The organism is Streptococcus mitis, assembly GCF_000722705.1.
GTDB lineage: Bacteria > Bacillota > Bacilli > Lactobacillales > Streptococcaceae > Streptococcus > Streptococcus mitis_P.
Window position 1 is genome coordinate 16,898 of the sequence record NZ_JPFW01000006.1, and the last position, 19,326, is coordinate 36,223.

General features: G+C 38.4%; 21 protein-coding genes. 12 read left to right on the forward strand and 9 right to left on the reverse strand.

The features are described from left to right. Positions 1-9: 9 nt before the first annotated feature. The 3 genes from trxA to SK642_RS02380 form a co-directional block, all read right to left on the reverse strand. Entirely contained in the window at positions 10-324 is a 315-nt protein-coding gene (gene trxA, locus SK642_RS02370) for a thioredoxin (protein ID WP_001029581.1), read from the reverse strand. Positions 325-339: 15 nt separating this feature from the next. Continuing rightward, positions 340-561: a DUF4649 family protein gene (locus tag SK642_RS02375; RefSeq protein ID WP_000570256.1), complete on the reverse strand. Its 222-nt coding sequence runs from the start codon at positions 559-561 to the stop codon at positions 340-342. A gap of 100 nt (positions 562-661) precedes the next feature. Next, the gene (locus tag SK642_RS02380; RefSeq protein ID WP_033683205.1) at positions 662-1,042 is read right to left on the reverse strand and encodes a MarR family transcriptional regulator; all 381 of its coding nucleotides are present in this window, start codon (positions 1,040-1,042) and stop codon (positions 662-664) included. Positions 1,043-1,324: 282 nt separating this feature from the next. Here SK642_RS02380 and SK642_RS02385 point away from each other — a divergent pair, with 282 nt between their 5' ends. Together SK642_RS02385 and SK642_RS02390 are read left to right on the forward strand one after the other, a co-directional pair. Then, a complete protein-coding gene (locus SK642_RS02385; protein ID WP_000781325.1) occupies positions 1,325-1,699 on the forward strand; it encodes a CidA/LrgA family protein in 375 nt (124 codons plus the stop codon). Continuing rightward, positions 1,696-2,391 carry an LrgB family protein gene (locus tag SK642_RS02390; protein ID WP_001288946.1) on the forward strand — a complete coding sequence of 232 codons (696 nt, stop codon included), beginning with the start codon at positions 1,696-1,698 and terminating at the stop codon, positions 2,389-2,391. Before SK642_RS02385 ends, SK642_RS02390 begins: the two co-directional genes overlap by 4 nt. A gap of 51 nt (positions 2,392-2,442) precedes the next feature. Here SK642_RS02390 and SK642_RS02395 read toward each other — a convergent pair whose 3' ends face one another. Next, positions 2,443-3,990, reverse strand: coding sequence for an ATP-binding cassette domain-containing protein (locus tag SK642_RS02395; protein ID WP_033683206.1), 1,548 nt, complete (start codon positions 3,988-3,990; stop codon positions 2,443-2,445). Between the two features lie 181 nt (positions 3,991-4,171). Then, complete coding sequence (locus tag SK642_RS02400; RefSeq protein WP_033683207.1) at positions 4,172-5,068, reverse strand: tyrosine-type recombinase/integrase; 897 nt, start codon at positions 5,066-5,068, stop codon at positions 4,172-4,174. A gap of 90 nt (positions 5,069-5,158) precedes the next feature. On the opposite strand from SK642_RS02400, the gene SK642_RS10665 reads away from it, so the two are divergent. Then, positions 5,159-7,459, forward strand: coding sequence for a hypothetical protein (locus SK642_RS10665; RefSeq protein ID WP_033683208.1), 2,301 nt, complete (start codon positions 5,159-5,161; stop codon positions 7,457-7,459). On the opposite strand, the gene SK642_RS02410 is transcribed toward SK642_RS10665, so the two are convergent. From SK642_RS02410 to SK642_RS02425, 4 genes are all read right to left on the reverse strand, one after another. Next, a complete protein-coding gene (locus SK642_RS02410; RefSeq protein WP_033683209.1) occupies positions 7,440-8,390 on the reverse strand; it encodes an ATP-grasp domain-containing protein in 951 nt (316 codons plus the stop codon). The two genes, SK642_RS10665 and SK642_RS02410, sit on opposite strands and share 20 nt — an antisense overlap. A 445-nt stretch (positions 8,391-8,835) precedes the next feature. After that, entirely contained in the window at positions 8,836-9,603 is a 768-nt protein-coding gene (locus tag SK642_RS02415) for a hypothetical protein (RefSeq protein WP_033683210.1), read from the reverse strand. A gap of 15 nt (positions 9,604-9,618) precedes the next feature. Next, positions 9,619-10,314 carry an ABC transporter ATP-binding protein gene (locus SK642_RS02420; RefSeq protein ID WP_000054197.1) on the reverse strand — a complete coding sequence of 232 codons (696 nt, stop codon included), beginning with the start codon at positions 10,312-10,314 and terminating at the stop codon, positions 9,619-9,621. Between the two features lie 4 nt (positions 10,315-10,318). Then, positions 10,319-10,684: a GntR family transcriptional regulator gene (locus SK642_RS02425; protein ID WP_000119149.1), complete on the reverse strand. Its 366-nt coding sequence runs from the start codon at positions 10,682-10,684 to the stop codon at positions 10,319-10,321. A 139-nt stretch (positions 10,685-10,823) separates the two neighbouring features. Between SK642_RS02425 and nrdR the strand changes: the two genes are divergently transcribed. From nrdR to secA, 9 genes are all read left to right on the forward strand, one after another. After that, on the forward strand, positions 10,824-11,297 hold the full coding sequence (gene nrdR, locus SK642_RS02430) for a transcriptional regulator NrdR (protein ID WP_001203672.1): 474 nt from the start codon (positions 10,824-10,826) through the stop codon (positions 11,295-11,297). After that, positions 11,298-12,467 (forward strand): replication initiation and membrane attachment family protein, encoded by a 1,170-nt coding sequence (locus tag SK642_RS02435; protein ID WP_033683211.1) that lies wholly within the window; start codon positions 11,298-11,300, stop codon positions 12,465-12,467. Then, the gene (dnaI, locus tag SK642_RS02440; RefSeq protein ID WP_033683212.1) at positions 12,468-13,364 is read left to right on the forward strand and encodes a primosomal protein DnaI; all 897 of its coding nucleotides are present in this window, start codon (positions 12,468-12,470) and stop codon (positions 13,362-13,364) included. It begins immediately after the preceding gene. Then, entirely contained in the window at positions 13,361-14,074 is a 714-nt protein-coding gene (locus SK642_RS02445) for an NADPH-dependent oxidoreductase (protein ID WP_033683213.1), read from the forward strand. Before dnaI ends, SK642_RS02445 begins: the two co-directional genes overlap by 4 nt. 13 nt (positions 14,075-14,087) lie before the next feature. After that, positions 14,088-15,398: a ribosome biogenesis GTPase Der gene (der, locus tag SK642_RS02450; RefSeq protein ID WP_033683214.1), complete on the forward strand. Its 1,311-nt coding sequence runs from the start codon at positions 14,088-14,090 to the stop codon at positions 15,396-15,398. An 83-nt stretch (positions 15,399-15,481) separates the two neighbouring features. Further along, complete coding sequence (locus SK642_RS10860; protein WP_033683215.1) at positions 15,482-15,826, forward strand: hypothetical protein; 345 nt, start codon at positions 15,482-15,484, stop codon at positions 15,824-15,826. A 167-nt stretch (positions 15,827-15,993) separates the two neighbouring features. Next, positions 15,994-16,329, forward strand: a complete 336-nt coding sequence (locus SK642_RS10865) for a hypothetical protein (RefSeq protein WP_033683216.1) — start codon at positions 15,994-15,996, stop codon at positions 16,327-16,329. A gap of 32 nt (positions 16,330-16,361) precedes the next feature. After that, positions 16,362-16,649 carry a hypothetical protein gene (locus SK642_RS02465; RefSeq protein ID WP_033683217.1) on the forward strand — a complete coding sequence of 96 codons (288 nt, stop codon included), beginning with the start codon at positions 16,362-16,364 and terminating at the stop codon, positions 16,647-16,649. 145 nt (positions 16,650-16,794) lie between these two features. Then, complete coding sequence (gene secA / locus SK642_RS02470) at positions 16,795-19,308, forward strand: preprotein translocase subunit SecA (protein ID WP_033683218.1); 2,514 nt, start codon at positions 16,795-16,797, stop codon at positions 19,306-19,308. Positions 19,309-19,326: the final 18 nt, after the last annotated feature.

Consider the following 19,326-nt stretch of genomic DNA (forward strand, 5'->3'; position numbering starts at 1 on the left):
CTCGTTTGATTAGCTCAATTCAGCAACGATAGCCTTGATTTGTTCTGCTGTGTGAACACCAGCAACTTGTTTCACAACTTGGCCGTCTTTTTTGAAGAGAAGAGTTGGGATAGACATGATTCCAAAAGCACGAGCTGTATTTGGATTTTCATCAACGTCCATTTTAACGATTTTCAAGACATCTTCTGAAAGTTCTTCAGACAATTTGTCCAAGATTGGACCTTGCATACGACATGGACCACACCAAGTTGCCCAGAAGTCTACCAAGACCAAACCGTCTTTTGTTTCTTGTTCGAATGTTGCATCTGTAATTGCTTTTGCCATTGTATTTCTCCTTTTTTAGTTATATTGGCTTAAATCTTGTTTCATGAGATAGAAGAAGACATCTCCATAAGTCCCATGGTAGTCCAAATCATGACCGTTGTAAGTCAGTTTTTGAACAGGGTAGTAGTCTGCGACGCCGATAAGGCAAGCTTGTTGTGAACGATCAAAATCTTCATAAGACTCGAAAGTCACAGTTCTTTCGTTCTTGCTGGCATCTAGATAGGTAATTTCAATCATTTTAAAAACTCCTTTGTTTAATGATGACTTTATTTTACTCCTTGTAAAAGAGAATGTCAAGAAAAATGATTGCGCACGCAACTTTTTTTAAAAAATCATCTTAAATCAAGAAATCCAAACCAGTTTCCAAGCTTTCTTCGACAGCCTTTTGTAGCGAGGCCAGTGTTTTTTGCCCATCACTTGTCAGGCAGATAAAGCTAGAGCGTCTATCTTGATCACAACACATGCGACTGAGTAGACCGCAATTTTTAGCTTCCAAGCGAGCTACCATCCGAGAAACAGCGCTCGGGCTCAGATGAAGTTTATCAGGCAAATCAATCTGTCGTAGAGATTTTTCTTGAGCTAAGTCCAGATAGTAGAGCAGGTAAAACTCTTTTAAGGTCAGACTTTGCTCGCTCTGCTGGGCAATGGTCTCTTCCAAGAGACCTTCAATTTCTTTCTGACGTCGATTGAAATCAAACCATTTTTCCAAATAGGTCATAGTATCTCCTTTCTTTTTAGAGTCATAAATAGAAGAAAGTCCATTAACGGACAATCACTGTATCACAAGATGATTGCGCATGCAATAATTATACTACTTTTCAAGAGGGCTGGCAAGAAGGACGCTGAAATCTTTTATCCTAAATCATGCCTGTTTTCACTAGTCTTTAATTGCCTGTATCCCCTTTCTTCTCAAACTTTCATCAACTCTTGTGCATTTCCTTGAAATTTTCTGAAAAAAGAGTAAACTGGTATGCAAGAAGTCTATTTCGTGGAGTTTAGGATGAAATTATATGTTCAATTAATGATTCTTTTTGTGATTTCTCTAATCGGAGAGGGGATCTCTAGTTTCTTTCATCTGCCTATCCCAGGCAGTATTATCGGTTTGATTATTCTCTTTCTAGCCCTACAATTTAAGTGGCTGAGAACCAGGCATGTCAACATGGTCGGGAATTTCTTGCTGGCCAATATGACCATTCTCTTTTTGCCGCCAGCAGTGGGAATTATGGAAAAGTTTGATGTGATTGCTCCCTATCTCTTGCCTATTGTTTTGATTGTCTTTTTTGCGGCTGTTATCAACATTATCCTCATAGCCTTGGTGGTTCAGTTCATCAAGAGACGGTTTGAGGGAGATTATGAGAAAGGAGATGCCAAATGAGCGAATTTGTTTCCAATCCCCTGTTTGGGCTTGCCCTGTCTATCCTAGCTTACCTAGTGGGAATGCTGATTTACAGACGTTTTCCCCATCCATTGACAACACCCTTGCTTTTGTCAGCTGTTTTCATTATTATTTTTCTAAAGGCGACGGGGATTTCTTACCAAGATTACTACCAAGGTGGGGTTTATCTGAATAATTTGATTGTCCCATCGACCGTGGCTCTAGGGATTCCGCTTTATAAGAGTTTTCACTTGATGAAGCACCATGCTCGGAGTATTCTCTTTGGTAGTCTGCTAGCGGTAGTGGTTAACACCTCTTTCACAGCCCTTGTGGCCAAAATCTTTGGGATGGACTTTTTCCTAGCCATTTCTCTCTTTCCTAAGTCAGTGACAACCGCCATGGCAGTGGGGATCACAGAAAAATTGCAAGGTTTGACGACTGTGACCTTGGTTGTCGTAGTGGCGACTGGGATTTTAACCAGTGTGATTGGCCCAACCCTTTTGAAGTGGTTGAAAATTGACGATCCAGTAGCAGTCGGGCTTTCCCTCGGAGGAACAGGCCACGCAGTCGGAACAGGCACAGCCTTTCGATACGGCTCTGTAGCAGGAGCCATGGGTGGTTTGGCTATCGGTGTCACTGGTATTCTCTACGTATTTGTCAGCCCTATTGTAGCCAGTTTGATATTGAGTTAAAAAGCAAGGAATTTGAGTTCCTTGCTTTTTAAAATCGTATGTTATAGAGTATTATTTTTCTTTGCTTAAGTGAATGACTTGGTCGTAGTGTTTTAAGTCTTCTTCCGTGTAGTGGTGAATGACTTCAATAACTGTTTGAGGTAGGGAGAAGAGCAAGTCGCTGATCTTTCTGCTATTTTCCAAGTCAAGATTGGCCTTAATCTCATCAGCTAAGATGAGTTGACTATCATGGTAGAGGGCGCGAGCGATTTCTAGGCGTTGTTTCTCGCCACCAGATAGACTGTCATTGCTGAGCGTTCGATTTTTCAAATGTTCTAATCCTGTTTTTTTGAGGATATGATTTAAAGTCTCTTGTTTTTTATCCAGTCCCAGAAGGATATTGTCTTCCAGAGATAGCGTATCAAAGTAATGGCTATCTTGGAGAATATAGGAACTAACACTCGTGATTTCTTGACGAGACAGGTTTTGACCAGCAAAACTAATCTGACCACTTGTTGGTGTCTCTTCTCCATGAATGATATTGAGCAGGGTTGTCTTACCAGAGCCACTTTCCCCTATAATGGCAATTTTTTCTCCTTGATTGATGTGCATGGAAATCGGAGATAAGAGACTATTTCCCTCTTTTTCAAGGGAGATGGTGTCAAGTTGGAGAGGGAAAATATTTTCTATGCTTCTAGGCGAGATGGAGTCAGACTGGTCCAAAAGTTTTTGGTATTTGTTGAGAAGAGTTTGAGTCGCTTTTCGGGTGTTGGTAAAGTAAGCCAACTCTTGAAATTGATAGCCGATATTATGGGAAACCAGATAGATGGCCACAAAACTCGCCGCATCTAAATAATTATAGTAGGTCATAAAGCCACCAATGACGATTGGTGTAACGGAGCAAAAGGCATCGATGCTATTGATCAAGAGACTGTTTAAAGTGCGTTGTTTTTCATAGTTGATTTCGGCATCTAGACTGGTTTGTAATTGTTTTTGGTAGCGAGCAAAAAAGAAGTCTTGTCCTTGATAATGGCGAATTTGTTGGTTACCGCCAATAAAATTTGTCAAGCTTGATAAGTAGCTCTGGTTACTAGTTGACCGCTTTTCAGAAAGTGAATCCAAACGCTTGGATCCGATAGCACTGCAGAGGACAGGAAAGGAGTAGAAGAGGATGAAAATCAAGCCCAGATAAAAATTGGTCCAAAGGGCATAGAGAATGGACACCGTGGTGAAACCAAGAGAAGAAATAATGATAACCGTTGGCTCAATATAGCTTTCTTCTAGTTGCTTGACGTCGTTTTCTAGGTCGGACAAAATATCCTTTTCATCAATCTCATAACTGTTTAAAAATCGCTTGAAAATAGCACTCTTGATTCCATATTTGAAGTCAGTAATCAAACGGGCGTAGTAATAGCGTTTTCCAGCCAATCCTAGTAGGAGGATGAGATTACCAAGGATTCCTAGAATCAATACTTTCCAAAGAATGCCTAGCTCTTGATTGGTAAAACTAGCAACAATATTTTGAACAAGGGCTGGCGTGATAATCGCTTCCAGCCAAGTAATGGCAATAGAAAAGAAGTAAAGTACGAGGTGTTTCTTAGCAACAAATCTTCTCAGCATAAAGACTTGACCTCCTTATCGATATACATGCAATCAGTTTTAAAGTTATTATACTCCTTTTTATTAAATGCTTCATACTAAAAATGTAATTTTTTTTTGGGGGGGGATATATACTATCAATGCTTATTAGGATATAGCAAAAAAATTATAAATATGTGAAATAAGTGTGTTTAATGAGTGTTCATTTTTTATCAGAATGAATCGCTGATACAGGATTAAAAGAACTAAGTATTTCTTTTTGTTTTGAATGCGATACGTGAGTATAGATTTGTGTGACTGATATAGAACTGTGTCCAAGAATTTGTTGAATATATCGAATATCTACATCACTATCTAGAAGCATTGTCGCAAAGCTATGTCTAAACATATGCGGTGTAATAGTTCTAGATAAGTTATTTTGTTCAACGATTCTCTTTAAAATTAAACGTACACTTTGCTCTGACAATGGTTTAGGCGAATGTTTTCCTGGAAATAGGAAATCATTGGATTCATTTCTTGTTTTATTTATATATGTTTCTAATAAATTGAAGGTTGTTTGATCTCCTAAAAATAGGATACGTTCTTTCTTCCCCTTTCCTATAATATGGAGTGTCTTATTAGAAAGATTAATATCTTTGAGATGAATGTGGCAAAGTTCAGAAATTCTGATGCCTGTTGAAAGTAAAAGGGAAATAATTAGTAGATTTCTTTCGGCTTTTTGTTTTTGATAATCAGTTTTAGATATAACTACTTTCTGTTCTAAATAGATAAAAATGCTTTTTAGAATGTTATACGGAATCGTTTTAGGTAATATTTTTTCAGTTCTAAATTGAAAGCGCAATTGATTGAAGGGATTCTCTTCAATTATGTTTTGGTATTTTAGATAGTTATAAAACACCTTTATACAAGCAATTTTTCTTCTTAATGTATTCGTTTTTATGTTAGATTGTGTCAACTGTTCAATATAGGATTCAACATTATCATAGTTTGAGTTATAAAATTGCATAAGATCATTTTTATAAGCTCGAATCGTGTGAGAACTCAAACGTTTATGAGTTTTGCAATAATCTAAGTAAGTAGAAATAAGTTTATAATCCATGAAAATCTCCTTCGTCAATAATCATGCTATTATAAACTTATTTGGGGGCTTTGTATAGTGATAATAAATAGTTATCGGTAGGAGAAGGTCATGAAGTTTATCAATCGTAAAGAAGAGCTCCGTAATTTACAAAAAGATTACACTAATAATTTGAATCGTGGATTGAATCAAGTTTATATCATTAAAGCTGATTCAGGCATAGGGAAGTCCGAATTTATTAAAGAAATATCTAAGAAACTAAACTTATCTTTTATCGAAGTTCTTCCATTAGATGATAGCAACGATTTTTCAACATTTAAAAGATTTGTTATAGAATTGGATAAGCTCAGTAGCGAGTTTGGTTATGATGATTTTAAAGAATTTTACACCAAAAAAATGACTAGTGATAAAGCTATTAAAATATTGCTGAAAATTTCAGCAATATTTGGTAAAGCATTTATTGGAACATTTTTTAAAGATAATAATGTTGGACTAGAAGTGTCAGAGATTGACTTACCTTCATTGATAGAAGAACCTACTCAATATGAGACGTTTGTGCTAAAAGCTCAAGTTGAAAATCTCTTTGAATATGCTAATTATGTTCTAAAACAGAAAAAATTATCTATTTTGTATCCACAAGCCTCTCAGATTGATCGTTCTTCTTTGGATTTATTTAATAAATTAATAGTAGCTTCTCAACAATGCCTGTTTATTTTTGAGTGTGACGATAACAGAGTGGAGCAGTATTTGAAAAATAGTAGTAAATTTTTTCTTAAAACCTATCACTTAAATCGACTTTCTAATGAACATATTCTTCATTACATCCAACAACTAACTGAAGAGTTAGAATTGCATTATGAGCAAATTGATTTTACAATTTTACATGATAGTATTGAAAAAGGAGATTTAGCAGAAATCTCCACAATTTTAAAGGATTTTGATGATAGAGTACGGTTGGATCGAACAGTAAAATTACAGACGATTAAACAAATTGTTGAAGAATTATCAGACAAACAAACAGCCCTTTTAATCTTACTTTCCTTAACAAAGAATAGGTTAGCTCAAGTTGATTTGATGGAAATCTTATCCCAACTATACGGGGAATTTGATTCGGAAAATATTGATTTTCTAGTAAATAAAGATCTACTAGAACGAAATCACTCTTCCTTATCGATTCCTAGTTTTATAGATATGGTTGTTAGCTCTACAACATTTTTCCCTAAGTTAAGACTAGCTCTAAGCTCTCTGTTAGTTAAGTATATTAATCAAAAGTTATATGAGACTAATAATCCTGAGTACCTCGATATTTTAGTTGACCATTATTTACTTCATCGCCAGTTTTTACAACTCAAATCTATTCTCCCTAAAATTCGAGAGAGATTGATAAGAATTGATTCACAAGAAGGTCGTGTAGCGTATTTTGAAAAATTAAATCTGATACAGCATGATGTAAAAACAATTGATGAAGATTTTATACTGACACTTGTAAAAATTGCCTATGATGCTAATTTGTATCAACAATCCCTATCTTTTATTAATTTTATCTCTCACAATACTGATAAGGTTGTTTTTGGCAAAGCATTATTACTAAATCGATGTGAAAAATTTGATGCTTCTATTAACTATATTGAAAAAAATATAGTTAATCTAGATAAAAACTCATCACAATACTTCCAGCTTTCTTTAGTTTTAATAATGAACTTAGTACAACTTGAAAGACGAGAAGAAGCGAAACGTATTTTTGAGGAATTAAGTACACAAAACACTCATCCACTATATCCCTACTTAATCAGATTATCTAATGTTTTTTATAGCCAATTTTCTGACCGTATAAAAATTGTTCAGTCAATTACGGAGAGAATTTTTAAGGAACAAGATTCTGAATTTTCAGGACTTCATGCTATCTATCTAGCTTACTTATATGCTGTAGACAGAGATGTTTCTCGTGCCGAACACTCTTTAATAACTGCTCGAGACTATTTCGGTGAATCGCTTGTATATAATCATATGATTCTTCATAACGAAGCTACAATAAAATTTTATAGTGGAGATATTGATGAAGCAATACCAGAGTTACTTAATAGCGCAAAAGTCACCGCATATGATGAATATGATCGATTTGCTATTTACAATAATTTAATTGTTTATTATCTCTTGAAGGATAGAGTGGGTAGTCTTGAATGTCAGTCAATTGTTGTTGAATTGGAGGAACTCATCCCAAAGACATCTTTTAAGCGTTTTTTGGATAAGATTTACTACAATCTCTATCATTATTATCAAAAAATGTATAACCTCGAAAAAATGGAAGAATACAAAAATAAAATAGAGGAAGATATTATTAAGAATGATTACGAAATGAAGTTAATGTATGAAACTTCGTGGAAACTACCCCTTAATTTAAATGATGAGTGAAGAGTGTTTGTATCATTTCATCGTACGTATAGCCATTTATGTTGAATGTTTTAGGTACAACAGATTTTGGATACAACCCAGGGTTGGCATTGATCTCTATTAGATAAAATTCTGCATTTTTTATTCGACCATCTACTCGTATCAATTTATTTGGAGACAAGTTCTTATAAAGTTGCTTTAAGTTGATAATATCTTTATCGCTTAAATAGCAACTTTTTTCGATTTCTATACCGATTTTTTGTTTAATTTCTGAAGTATAAGCCTGATACTTGAATTCATTAGATTCTGGAAAAATAAGTTCAACTTCTTCAAAAAATAACTCTCCTTCATTTTCCGAAATAGTAATAGCTACTTCTCTCCCTTCAATGTATTCCTCTACCAGAATACCATCAAAGTCCTTCATTAATTGCTTGAGTGCCATATCTGCCTGTTCCATATTTTCAACAATAGAGTTTTGTGTAATTCCTATTGATTCTGATTCATAGTTCGGTTTAATAATAATTGGATATTCAAAGTTCGCTAGAATTTCTTTAGTGTATGAATGAGCAAATACTAACAAGCTTTTTGGGACTTTTATACCAAAATTTTCTGCAAATTTCTCTGTCATAAATTTATCTTGACATAAAACTTGTACATATGGGTCTGGGTTGAAATATTTAATTTTATAATTTTCACAAAATGCTGGGACACTCATGTTTCTAATTCGACTGTTATATCCAAAATCAAAATTTAACACAAAGTCGTCTAGATGATTAAAAACACTTTTTTTGAATCTCTCAAAATTATCGTAAAATATGATTTCATCAATAAATTTAGAAAAACTTTTATGGAGAATATCTCTCAATTCATTGCGAGTGTATTCTCTATTTTCGATAATTTTTGTTTGAATGGATGAATCTGGGTTGACATTTAAAATGACTACTAATCTCATAACTTCTCCTACCGATAACTATTTATTATCGCTAGTATATCATAAAAATCACTATTTCACTAATTCTAGAGTGGATGATAAAGAAATAAAAAAGAATGTTCCAAAGCTATGAAAATATGTAAGGAATATAATGATAGTGACACAATAGAGAAATTAAACAAGACCATTAAATCAGATTTTGTTATTTATACTCAATGAAAATCAAAGAGCAAACTAGGAAGCTAGCCGCAGGTTGCTCAAAACAGTGTTTTGAGGTTGTAGATAGAACTGACGAAGTCAGTAACATATATACGGCAAGGTGAAGCTGACGTAGTTTAAATTTGATTTTCGAAGAGTATTAATTGGTTAGAAGGATTCGTCTGTAAGATAAAGTTAGACAGAAAATGAGATAAAAGAAAAAGGATAGCCTCTCTGCGATGAGATGTTATCCTTTTTGATTATGAAACTATTGCAAATTAACCTTATTTCTCAAGATATAGTAGATTCCGAGGTAGTAGATAGCTATGAAAATGAGTTCCTCGATAATGGATGTACTTGCTCCCATATAGAAATTCTCATTGAGTCCTGCAAGTGAATTGACATAGAAGTTAGTACTGGTATTGAAGAAAACTCCAATAAATCCTATGACGATTTGGATACCAATGTAGGCTGCAACAGCAAGTGCGGTACGGTATTCATTGAACAGTTGTCCAATGGAAATGGCTAAGTAAATGCAGAGGATTCCAGAAATAGTATTTAGTAGGAAGGATAACCCCACAAGAGAGAGTTTAGGGAGGTATGTTCCTACAAGTGGGAACCAGTCATAATGTGACATCCAATCTGGAACCGTTATAGTCACAATAAGAAAAGCACTTAGAGCCAGTACAGCCGAGCTAAGTATAGACCAGATGAAGGCTCCGACTAATTTAGCTGTGATGATATAGTGCTCAGAAACTGGCAAGGTCAAAGTCAGATAGCCTTGGCGGTCATAGACACTACCTTTGAAGCGTTTGATAATCAAGAAAATGGTTGAAATCCAAAGTGTAATTATCAAGCCGCCAAAGACGAGAGCCAGAAAGATAAATAGGAAAGGTTGGCTATCTTTGAAAGATATATAATTATAGTAGTGTCCTTGCATTCCCAGGGGGACGGAAAGGATGAGCACGGATGCGTAGAGAGCTAAATACCACTTGTTAACATTTTTAAATTCGTAGCGAACTAAATTCCAAAACATAATAATCTCCTTTGCTTAGGCCTTAAATTCCTGACGGAAGAGTTGGTCAATGGATTCACCTGACTCATAGCGAATGTCATCTACATTTCCTTGACGGACGACTTTTCCGTCCTTCAGGAAGACAATTTCATCCAAGATTGGCTCGATATCTGAAATCAAGTGGGTAGAAATCAAAACGGTAGAAGTTGGGGAGTAGTTGTTGATAATAGTATTGAGGATATACTCACGGGCTGCTGGGTCCACCCCACCAATGGGTTCATCCAGAACATAGAGACGAGCATCACGGCTCATAACCAAAATCAGCTGTACCTTTTCTTTGTTACCTTTTGATAGTTTCTTGAGACGACTATTTTCATCAATTCCGAGATCTGCAAGTAGATGGTGGGCGCGTTCAAGATTGAAATCTTTATAGAAGGTCTTAAAGTAGGTTAAGGCTTCTTTGACCTTCATTTGCTCATTGAGATAGGTCGTATCAGGTAAATAAGCTACGATGGCCTTGGTTGCTGGGCTTGGGTCCATGTCGTTGATAAGGACGCGTCCTTGATCTGGTTGTAAGAGGCCATTGATTAGTTTAATCAAGGTTGTTTTTCCTGAACCGTTTGGACCAAGGAGACCAACAATTTTTCCAGCTGGAATGTCAAGAGAAACATTTTCAAGGGCTGGTGTTGCTCCATATGATTTGGATACATTTTCAAATGCTAGTAATGACATAGGCTTAAACTCCTTTAATATAATCGCCGACTACGCCTGGTAGTTCTTCTTTTTCATAGCCAAAATGGGTCATGGAGGAAACGAAGTGTTCCAATTCTTCTTCGGATAGTTGTTTGCGCGATTGGGCGATCAGTTCCTTATCCTCAGTCACAAATCGTCCAGTTGTGCGCTTGCTGTAGACAAAGCCTTCACGTTCGAGGTCTGACAAGGCTCTTTGGATGGTGTTTGGATTGACACCGGCCTCGCTAGCTAACTCTCTCACGGTTGGAAGTTGTTGATTGGGTTCCAGTGTATGGGAAACAATCTGAAGCTTGATTTTCTCCATAATCTGTAAATAAATGGGTTTTTTATTGTCAAATGTCCAGGACATCTCGGTCTCCTTTCTCCTATCCTTTTGTCTTAATTAAATAATACAACAAAACAAAAAACTTGTCAAGCAAAAAGAAGAATTGTTTTGGGAATCGTTTAAAAAATGGTATAATGAAAAGAAAACGATAAGGAGGGAAAGGATGCGTTGTCCAAAATGTGGGGCTACCAAGTCAAGTGTTATCGATAGTCGCCAAGCAGAAGAAGGGAACACCATTCGTAGAAGACGTGAGTGCGATGAATGCCAACACCGTTTTACAACCTACGAACGAGTAGAAGAAAGAACCTTAGTAGTTGTTAAAAAAGATGGCACACGGGAACAATTCTCCAGAGATAAAATCTTTAATGGGATTATCCGCTCAGCCCAGAAACGTCCTGTGTCAAGTGATGAAATCAACATGGTAGTCAATCGTATCGAACAGAAACTCCGTGGTCGAAATGAAAATGAAATTCAAAGTGAGGACATTGGTTCACTCGTCATGGAGGAGTTGGCTGAACTGGACGAGATTACTTATGTACGTTTTGCCAGTGTCTATCGTAGTTTTAAGGATGTCAGTGAACTAGAGAGCTTGCTCCAACAAATTACCCAGTCCTCTAAAAAGAAAAAGGAAAGATAAATGAAGCCAATTGACCGTTTTTCTTATTTAAAGAATAATCGGGTGTCGCAAGATACCTCATCTCTGGTACAGTGCTACCTCCCGATTATCGGTCAGGAGGCACTGAGCCTTTATCTTTATACGATTAGTTTTTGGGATAATGGCAGAAAGGAATACCTCTTTTCAAGCATTCTCAACCATCTCAACTTTGGGATGGATAGATTGATAAAATCCCTGAAAATCCTATCTGCTTTCAATCTCTTAACCCTTTATCAAAAGGGGGATACCTATCAGCTAGCCCTCCATGCTCCTCTTTCAAGTCAAGATTTCTTGGAGCATCCTGTTTATCGCAGACTTTTGGAGAAAAAGATTGGCGATGCAGCTGTGGAGGATTTGAAAGTTAAGAGTGCTGAGGGAGAAGAAATACCTGTCTCACTCAATCAAGTCTTTCCAGATTTGGCAGAACTGGGAAGTCAAGAAGACCTTGGTCTCAAGAAGAAAGTGGCCAACGATTTTGACTTGGACCATTTTCGTCAGCTTATGGCTCGAGATGGGCTTCGTTTTGCGGATGAGCAGTCCGATGTCTTAAACCTCTTTGCCATTGCCGAGGAGAAGAAATGGACTTGGTTTGAGACCTATCAATTGGCCAAGTCAACAGCTGTTTCCCAGGTTATTTCAACCAAACGCATGCGGGAAAAAATCGCTCAAAAACCAGTTTCCTCTGACTTTAGTCCTAAGGAAGCGACCATCATCAAAGAAGCCAAAAGTAAGACTGCCCTGCAGTTCTTGGCAGAAATCAAGCAAACACGCAAGGGAACCATTACCCAAACAGAAAGAGAACTCTTGCAACAGATGGCTGGCTTGGGCTTGCTGGATGAAGTCATCAATATTATTCTCTTATTGACCTTTAATAAGGTGGATTCGGCAAATATCAATGAGAAATATGCCATGAAGGTGGCTAATGACTATGCCTATCAAAAGATTCATTCGGCAGAAGAGGCAGTCTTGCGTATTCGTGAGCGAGGGCAGAAGAGGCAGTCTCAAAAAACCAGTAACCCTAGTTCTGCCAAGTCCAATGTACCCAAGTGGAGCAATCCAGATTATAAGAATGAAACCAGCGAGGAAACTCGTCTGGAACTAGAACGTAAGAAACAAGAACTATTAGCTCGATTAGAAAAAGGAGGAGATTAGATGGAAAGTGTCGGAGACGTACTCAAGCGTCAACCCAGCCGTTTTCATTATCAAGATTTGGTTCAGAAAATTATGAAGGATCCTGATGTTGCGGCCTTTATACAGCAAGAATCCCTTACTCCAGAGGAATTGAATCGCAGTATCTCCAAGTTTAATCAGTACATCACCGAGCGTGATAAGTTTCTCCGTGGGGATACGGATTATATTGCCAAAGGTTATAAGCCTATTTTGGTTATGAACCACGGCTATGCGGATGTTTCTTATGAAGAAACTCCTGAACTAATCGCGGCTGAAAAAGAAGCGGCTATTAAGAACCGTCTCAAGTTAATCAATCTGCCAGCCAGTCTCAAGAAAGCTAGTTTGGCTCAAGTTGACTTGGATGATTTGGGGCGCTTGCCAGTTTTTGAAAAACTATTAGCCTTCGTGGAGCAATATCCAGCTATTCGAAAAGGTCTTTACTTGTATGGAGACTTTGGTGTGGGTAAAAGTTTCATGGTGGCTGCCTTAGCCCATGATTTATCAGAAAAACGTGGTGTTTCATCAACCCTCCTCCACTATCCTAGCTTTGTCATTGATGTCAAAAATGCTATCGGTGATGGTAATGTCAAGACCTTGGTGGATGAGATTAAGCTTTCTGAAGTTCTGATTTTAGATGATATTGGTGCCGAGCAATCAACAGCTTGGGTGCGGGATGAAATCTTACAAGTCATTCTCCAATATCGGATGCAGGAAAATTTACCGACCTTTTTCACATCCAACTTCAACTTTGAAGAATTGGAGCTGCATTTCGCTAAAGGGAAACATGGAAATGACGAAACCTGGGAAGCCAGACGCGTCATGGAACGCATCCGTTATTTGGCCGAGGAGACTCGTTTAGAAGGAGTAAACCGTCGATGACAGAAACAATCAAATTAATGAAGGTTCACACTTCAGTGCGCAGGTTTAAAGAGCAAGCCCTTCCTCAGGAAGACTTGACTGATATCCTGACAGCAGCTCAGATGGCCTCGTCTTGGAAAAATTTCCAATCCTACTCGGTGATTGTGGTACAAAGTCAAGAAAAGAAAGATGCCTTGTATGAATTGGTGCCTCAAGAAGCCATTCGCCAGTCAGCTGTTTTCCTTCTCTTTGTCGGAGATTTGAACAGAGCAGAAAAGGGAGCACGACTTCATACGGATACATTCCAACCTCAAGGGGTGGAAGGTCTCTTGATTAGTTCGGTCGATGCGGCTCTTGCTGGTCAAAATGCCTTGCTGGCAGCTGAAAGCTTGGGCTATGGGGGTGTCATCATTGGCTTGGTGCGTTACAAGTCAGAAGAAGTAGCAGAGCTCTTTAACCTGCCTGACTATACTTATCCAGTTTTTGGGATGGCACTGGGGCTTCCAAATGAAGAACATGAAGTCAAACCCCGCTTGCCATTGAATCAGGTGGTATTTGAGGAGGAATATCAGGAGCAAACAGTTGATGTGATTGAGGCTTATGACCGTGTACAGGCTGACTATGCTGGAGCGCGTGCAACCACAAGCTGGAGTCAGCGTCTAGCAGAACAGTTTGGTCAAGCAGAACCAAGCTCAACTAGAAAAAATCTTGAACAGAAGAAGTTATTGTAGAAAGTGAGAAATTATGGCCCTACCAACTATTGCCATTGTAGGACGTCCCAATGTTGGGAAATCAACCCTATTTAATCGGATCGCTGGTGAGCGAATCTCCATTGTAGAAGATGTCGAAGGAGTGACACGTGACCGTATCTATGCGACGGGTGAGTGGCTCAATCGTTCGTTTAGCATGATTGATACAGGAGGAATCGATGATGTCGATGCTCCTTTCATGGAACAAATAAAGCACCAGGCAGAAATTGCCATGGAAGAAGCTGATGTTATCGTTTTTGTCGTGTCTGGTAAGGAAGGAATTACTGATGCGGACGAATACGTAGCCCGTAAGCTTTATAAGACCCATAAACCAGTTATCCTCGCAGTTAACAAGGTGGACAACCCTGAGATGCGAAATGATATCTATGATTTCTATGCTCTCGGTTTGGGTGAACCCTTGCCTATCTCATCTGTTCATGGTATCGGTACAGGGGATGTCCTAGACGCCATCGTAGAAAATCTTCCACATGAATATGAAGAAGAAAATCCAGATGTGATTAAGTTTAGTCTGATTGGTCGTCCAAACGTTGGAAAATCAAGCTTGATTAATGCTATTTTGGGAGAAGATCGTGTCATTGCTAGTCCTGTTGCTGGAACAACGCGTGACGCCATTGATACCCACTTTACAGATACAGATGGTCAAGAGTTTACCATGATTGATACGGCTGGTATGCGTAAGTCTGGTAAGGTTTATGAAAATACCGAGAAATACTCTGTCATGCGTGCCATGCGTGCTATTGACCGCTCAGATGTGGTCTTGATGGTCATCAATGCGGAAGAAGGCATCCGTGAATACGACAAGCGTATTGCAGGATTTGCCCATGAAGCTGGTAAAGGGATGATTATCGTTGTCAACAAGTGGGATACGCTTGAAAAAGACAACCACACCATGAAAAACTGGGAAGAAGATATCCGTGAGCAGTTCCAATACTTGCCTTACGCACCGATTATCTTTGTATCAGCCTTGACCAAGCAACGTCTCCACAAACTGCCTGAGATGATCAAGCAAATCAGCGAAAGTCAAAATACACGTATTCCATCAGCTGTCTTGAACGATGTCATCATGGATGCCATTGCCATCAACCCAACACCGACAGACAAAGGGAAACGTCTTAAGATCTTCTATGCGACCCAAGTGGCAACCAAACCACCAACCTTTGTCATCTTTGTCAATGAAGAAGAACTCATGCACTTTTCTTACCTGCGTTTCTTGGAAAATCAAATCCGCAAGGCCTTTGTCTTTGAAGGAACCCCAATCCATCTCATCGCAAGAAAACGTAAATAAAAAAGTAGAATCTGGAATGACATTTCCAGATTTTTTTGATAGAATGAAGTTGAAGAAAGCGCTAACAAAGAGAGGTGTCGATAATGAAACTGTCGTTTAATCAATTGATACTCTTATTTCCTTGTTTTTACTTTTACTTTTTCTATTGGATAGACAATGCTGATAGAAACAGTAAGTTTTTCCCCATTATCTACTATTTTTACTGGATTTATTTTTCCCTTTTAGCTCTGTTTAGTCTGGATCTGACAATTTTTTCATTCTTATTTTTCCCTCTTGTTCTCAAACATGTATCAGATATGAGTGCTTGGGGTGTTTGGTTGCTGTTGATAGTCCTATCTCTAGGCAGTGACTGGCTAGACTACATCTTCTTCAAAAAAATGTTTCGTTTGAGACGGGAACTAGGGAAGTCTAAAGGCGGAAGGCATTGATTTATACTCTTCGAAAATCAAATCCACAAGGCCTTTGTCTTTGAAGGAACACCAATCCATCCTATCGCAAGAAAACGTAAATAAAAAAGTAGGATCTGGAATGACATTTCCAGATTTTTTTGATAGAATGAAGATGAAGAAAACGCTATCAAAGCGAGGTGTTGATGATGGAACATTTGTTTAAATTCTTACTTTTAGCACCTTACTTTTATTTTGATAACTGGATTGAGAAGGGCAATAGAGAGAGTAAGTTTTTCCCAATATTTTACTATTTTTACTGGTTTTATTTTCCGCTCTTTACCTTGCTTGGAATATTCATGGCAGTTGTTTCAATCTTTTTTATCACTATACTTTTAAAAAATTGGACAGATATCAGGTCTTGGGGTATTTGGTTTCTTTTTATTCTGCTAGCTATTGGTCTGAATTGGTTAACTTATTCCTGTTTCAAAAAAATGCTTAGACTAAGAAAGGAGTTAGGAAAGTCTAAGGGTGGAAGACATTGATTTATATGGTTTTTATTGATAGGAGGTAGCTTATGGAACGTCTAAAATCATTTATTACACGCTATTCTAAGGTCTATATTGGTTTAGTTCTGTTGATCTGGATTGCTTTCTTCTTTCTTCCTTGGGGCAGTCCGATTCTGGGGGGAAAGATTGACCTCTTCAGCATACAGAAAGTCTTGCTAGTTTTTGGAATTCTGTCGATTTTGATGGCCTTGCTGTCCAAGAAAGTCAGTCTCTTTGTTTTTGGATTGATCTGCTGTTTTTCTCTTTGGATTAATCTATTTATCCTATTTGCGATTTTGCCGATTTTTGGCAATTAAAGTATCATAAAAGTCAGAGAGGTTAGCTTGGAAACTAGCCTCTTTTTCCTTTTCAAAATGGGGATTCTTCCTTGAAAATAATCAGTAATTGTGCTAAAATTAAAAGAACATTCTAAAATATTCGGAATTTAAAGTAAGGAAAAACATGGCTAATATTTTAAAAACAATTATCGAAAATGATAAAGGAGAAATCCGTCGTCTGGAAAAGATGGCTGATAAGGTTTTCAAATACGAAGACCAAATGGCTGCTTTGACTGACGACCAACTAAAAGCAAAAACAGTTGAATTTAAAGAACGTTATCAAAATGGAGAATCACTGGATTCATTGCTTTATGAAGCATTTGCGGTTGTCCGTGAGGGTGCCAAACGTGTCCTAGGTCTCTTCCCATATAAGGTTCAGGTCATGGGAGGAATCGTTCTTCACCATGGTGACGTGCCAGAGATGCGTACAGGGGAAGGGAAAACCTTGACTGCGACTATGCCAGTATACCTCAATGCCCTTTCAGGTAAAGGGGTTCACGTAGTTACGGTCAATGAATACCTATCAGAACGTGACGCGACTGAGATGGGTGAATTGTACTCATGGCTTGGCTTGTCAGTAGGAATCAACTTGGCTGCCAAATCTCCAATGGAGAAAAAAGAAGCCTATGAGTGTGATATCACTTACTCAACCAACTCAGAAATCGGATTTGACTATCTTCGTGATAACATGGTCGTTCGCGCTGAAAACATGGTACAACGTCCGCTTAACTATGCCTTGGTCGATGAGGTTGACTCTATCTTGATTGACGAAGCCCGTACACCATTGATCGTATCAGGTGCTAACGCGGTTGAAACCAGTCAGCTCTACCATATGGCAGACCACTATGTAAAATCTTTGGACAAAGACGACTACATTATCGATGTGCAGTCTAAGACTATTGGTTTGTCTGATTCAGGGATTGACAAGGCTGAAAGCTACTTCAAGCTTGAAAATCTCTATGATATCGAAAACGTGGCTTTGACTCACTTTATCGATAATGCCCTTCGTGCCAACTACATCATGCTTCTTGATATTGACTATGTGGTCAGCGAAGAGCAAGAAATCTTGATTGTCGACCAATTTACAGGTCGTACTATGGAAGGTCGTCGTTATTCTGATGGATTGCACCAAGCCATTGAAGCTAAAGAAGGTGTGCCAATCCAGGATGAAACCAAGACATCTGCCTCAATCACTTACCAAAACCTCTTCCGTATGTACAAGAAATTGTCTGGTATGACGGGTACAGGTAAGACTGAGGAAGAAGAATTCCGTGAAATTTACAACATTCGTGTTATTCCAATCCCAACAAACCGTCCTGTCCAACGTATTGACCACTCAGACCTTCTTTATGCAAGTATCGAGGCTAAGTTTAAGGCGGTTGTCGAAGACGTTAAGGCTCGTTACCAAAAGGGTCAGCCTGTCTTGGTTGGTACAGTAGCGGTTGAAACTAGTGACTATATTTCTAAGAAATTGGTCGCAGCTGGCGTTCCTCACGAAGTCTTGAATGCCAAAAACCACTATAAAGAAGCCCAAATCATCATGAATGCTGGTCAACGTGGTGCTGTTACTATCGCAACCAACATGGCTGGTCGTGGTACCGACATCAAGCTTGGTGAAGGGGTTCGCGAATTGGGTGGACTTTGTGTTATCGGTACAGAACGCCATGAAAGCCGTCGTATCGATAACCAGCTTCGTGGACGTTCAGGTCGTCAAGGAGACCCAGGTGAGTCACAATTCTACCTATCTCTTGAAGATGATTTGATGAAACGTTTTGGTTCTGAACGCTTGAAAGGAATCTTTGAACGTCTCAACATGTCTGAAGAGGCGATTGAGTCTCGTATGTTGACACGTCAGGTTGAAGCAGCGCAAAAACGTGTCGAAGGAAATAACTACGATACTCGTAAACAAGTCCTTCAATACGACGATGTCATGCGTGAACAACGTGAGATTATCTATGCTCAACGTTACGATGTCATCACTGCAGACCGTGATTTGGCACCTGAAATTCAGGCTATGATCAAACGCACGATTGGTCGTGTCGTTGATGGTCATGCGCGTGCCAAACAGGATGAAAAATTAGAAGCAATTTTGAACTTTGCTAAGTACAACTTGCTTCCTGAAGATTCAATTTCAATCGAAGACTTGTCAGGCTTGTCTGATAAGGCCATTAAGGAAGAGCTCTTCCAACGTGCCTTGCAAGTTTACGATAGTCAGGTTTCAAAACTACGCGATGAAGAAGCAGTCAAAGAATTCCAAAAAGTTTTGATTCTACGAGTGGTAGATAACAAGTGGACAGATCATATCGATGCCCTCGATCAATTGCGTAACGCGGTTGGACTTCGTGGCTATGCTCAGAACAACCCAGTTGTTGAGTATCAGGCAGAAGGTTTCCGTATGTTTAATGATATGATTGGTTCGATTGAGTTTGATGTGACACGTTTGATGATGAAAGCACAAATTCATGAACAAGAAAGACCACAAGCAGAACACCATATCAGTACAACAGCGACTCGCAATATCGCTGCCCACCAAGCAAACATGCCAGAAGATTTGGATTTGAGCCAGATTGGACGGAATGAACTTTGCCCATGTGGTTCTGGTAAGAAGTTTAAAAACTGTCACGGTAAAAGACAATAAAATGAGATAGTTTAGAGG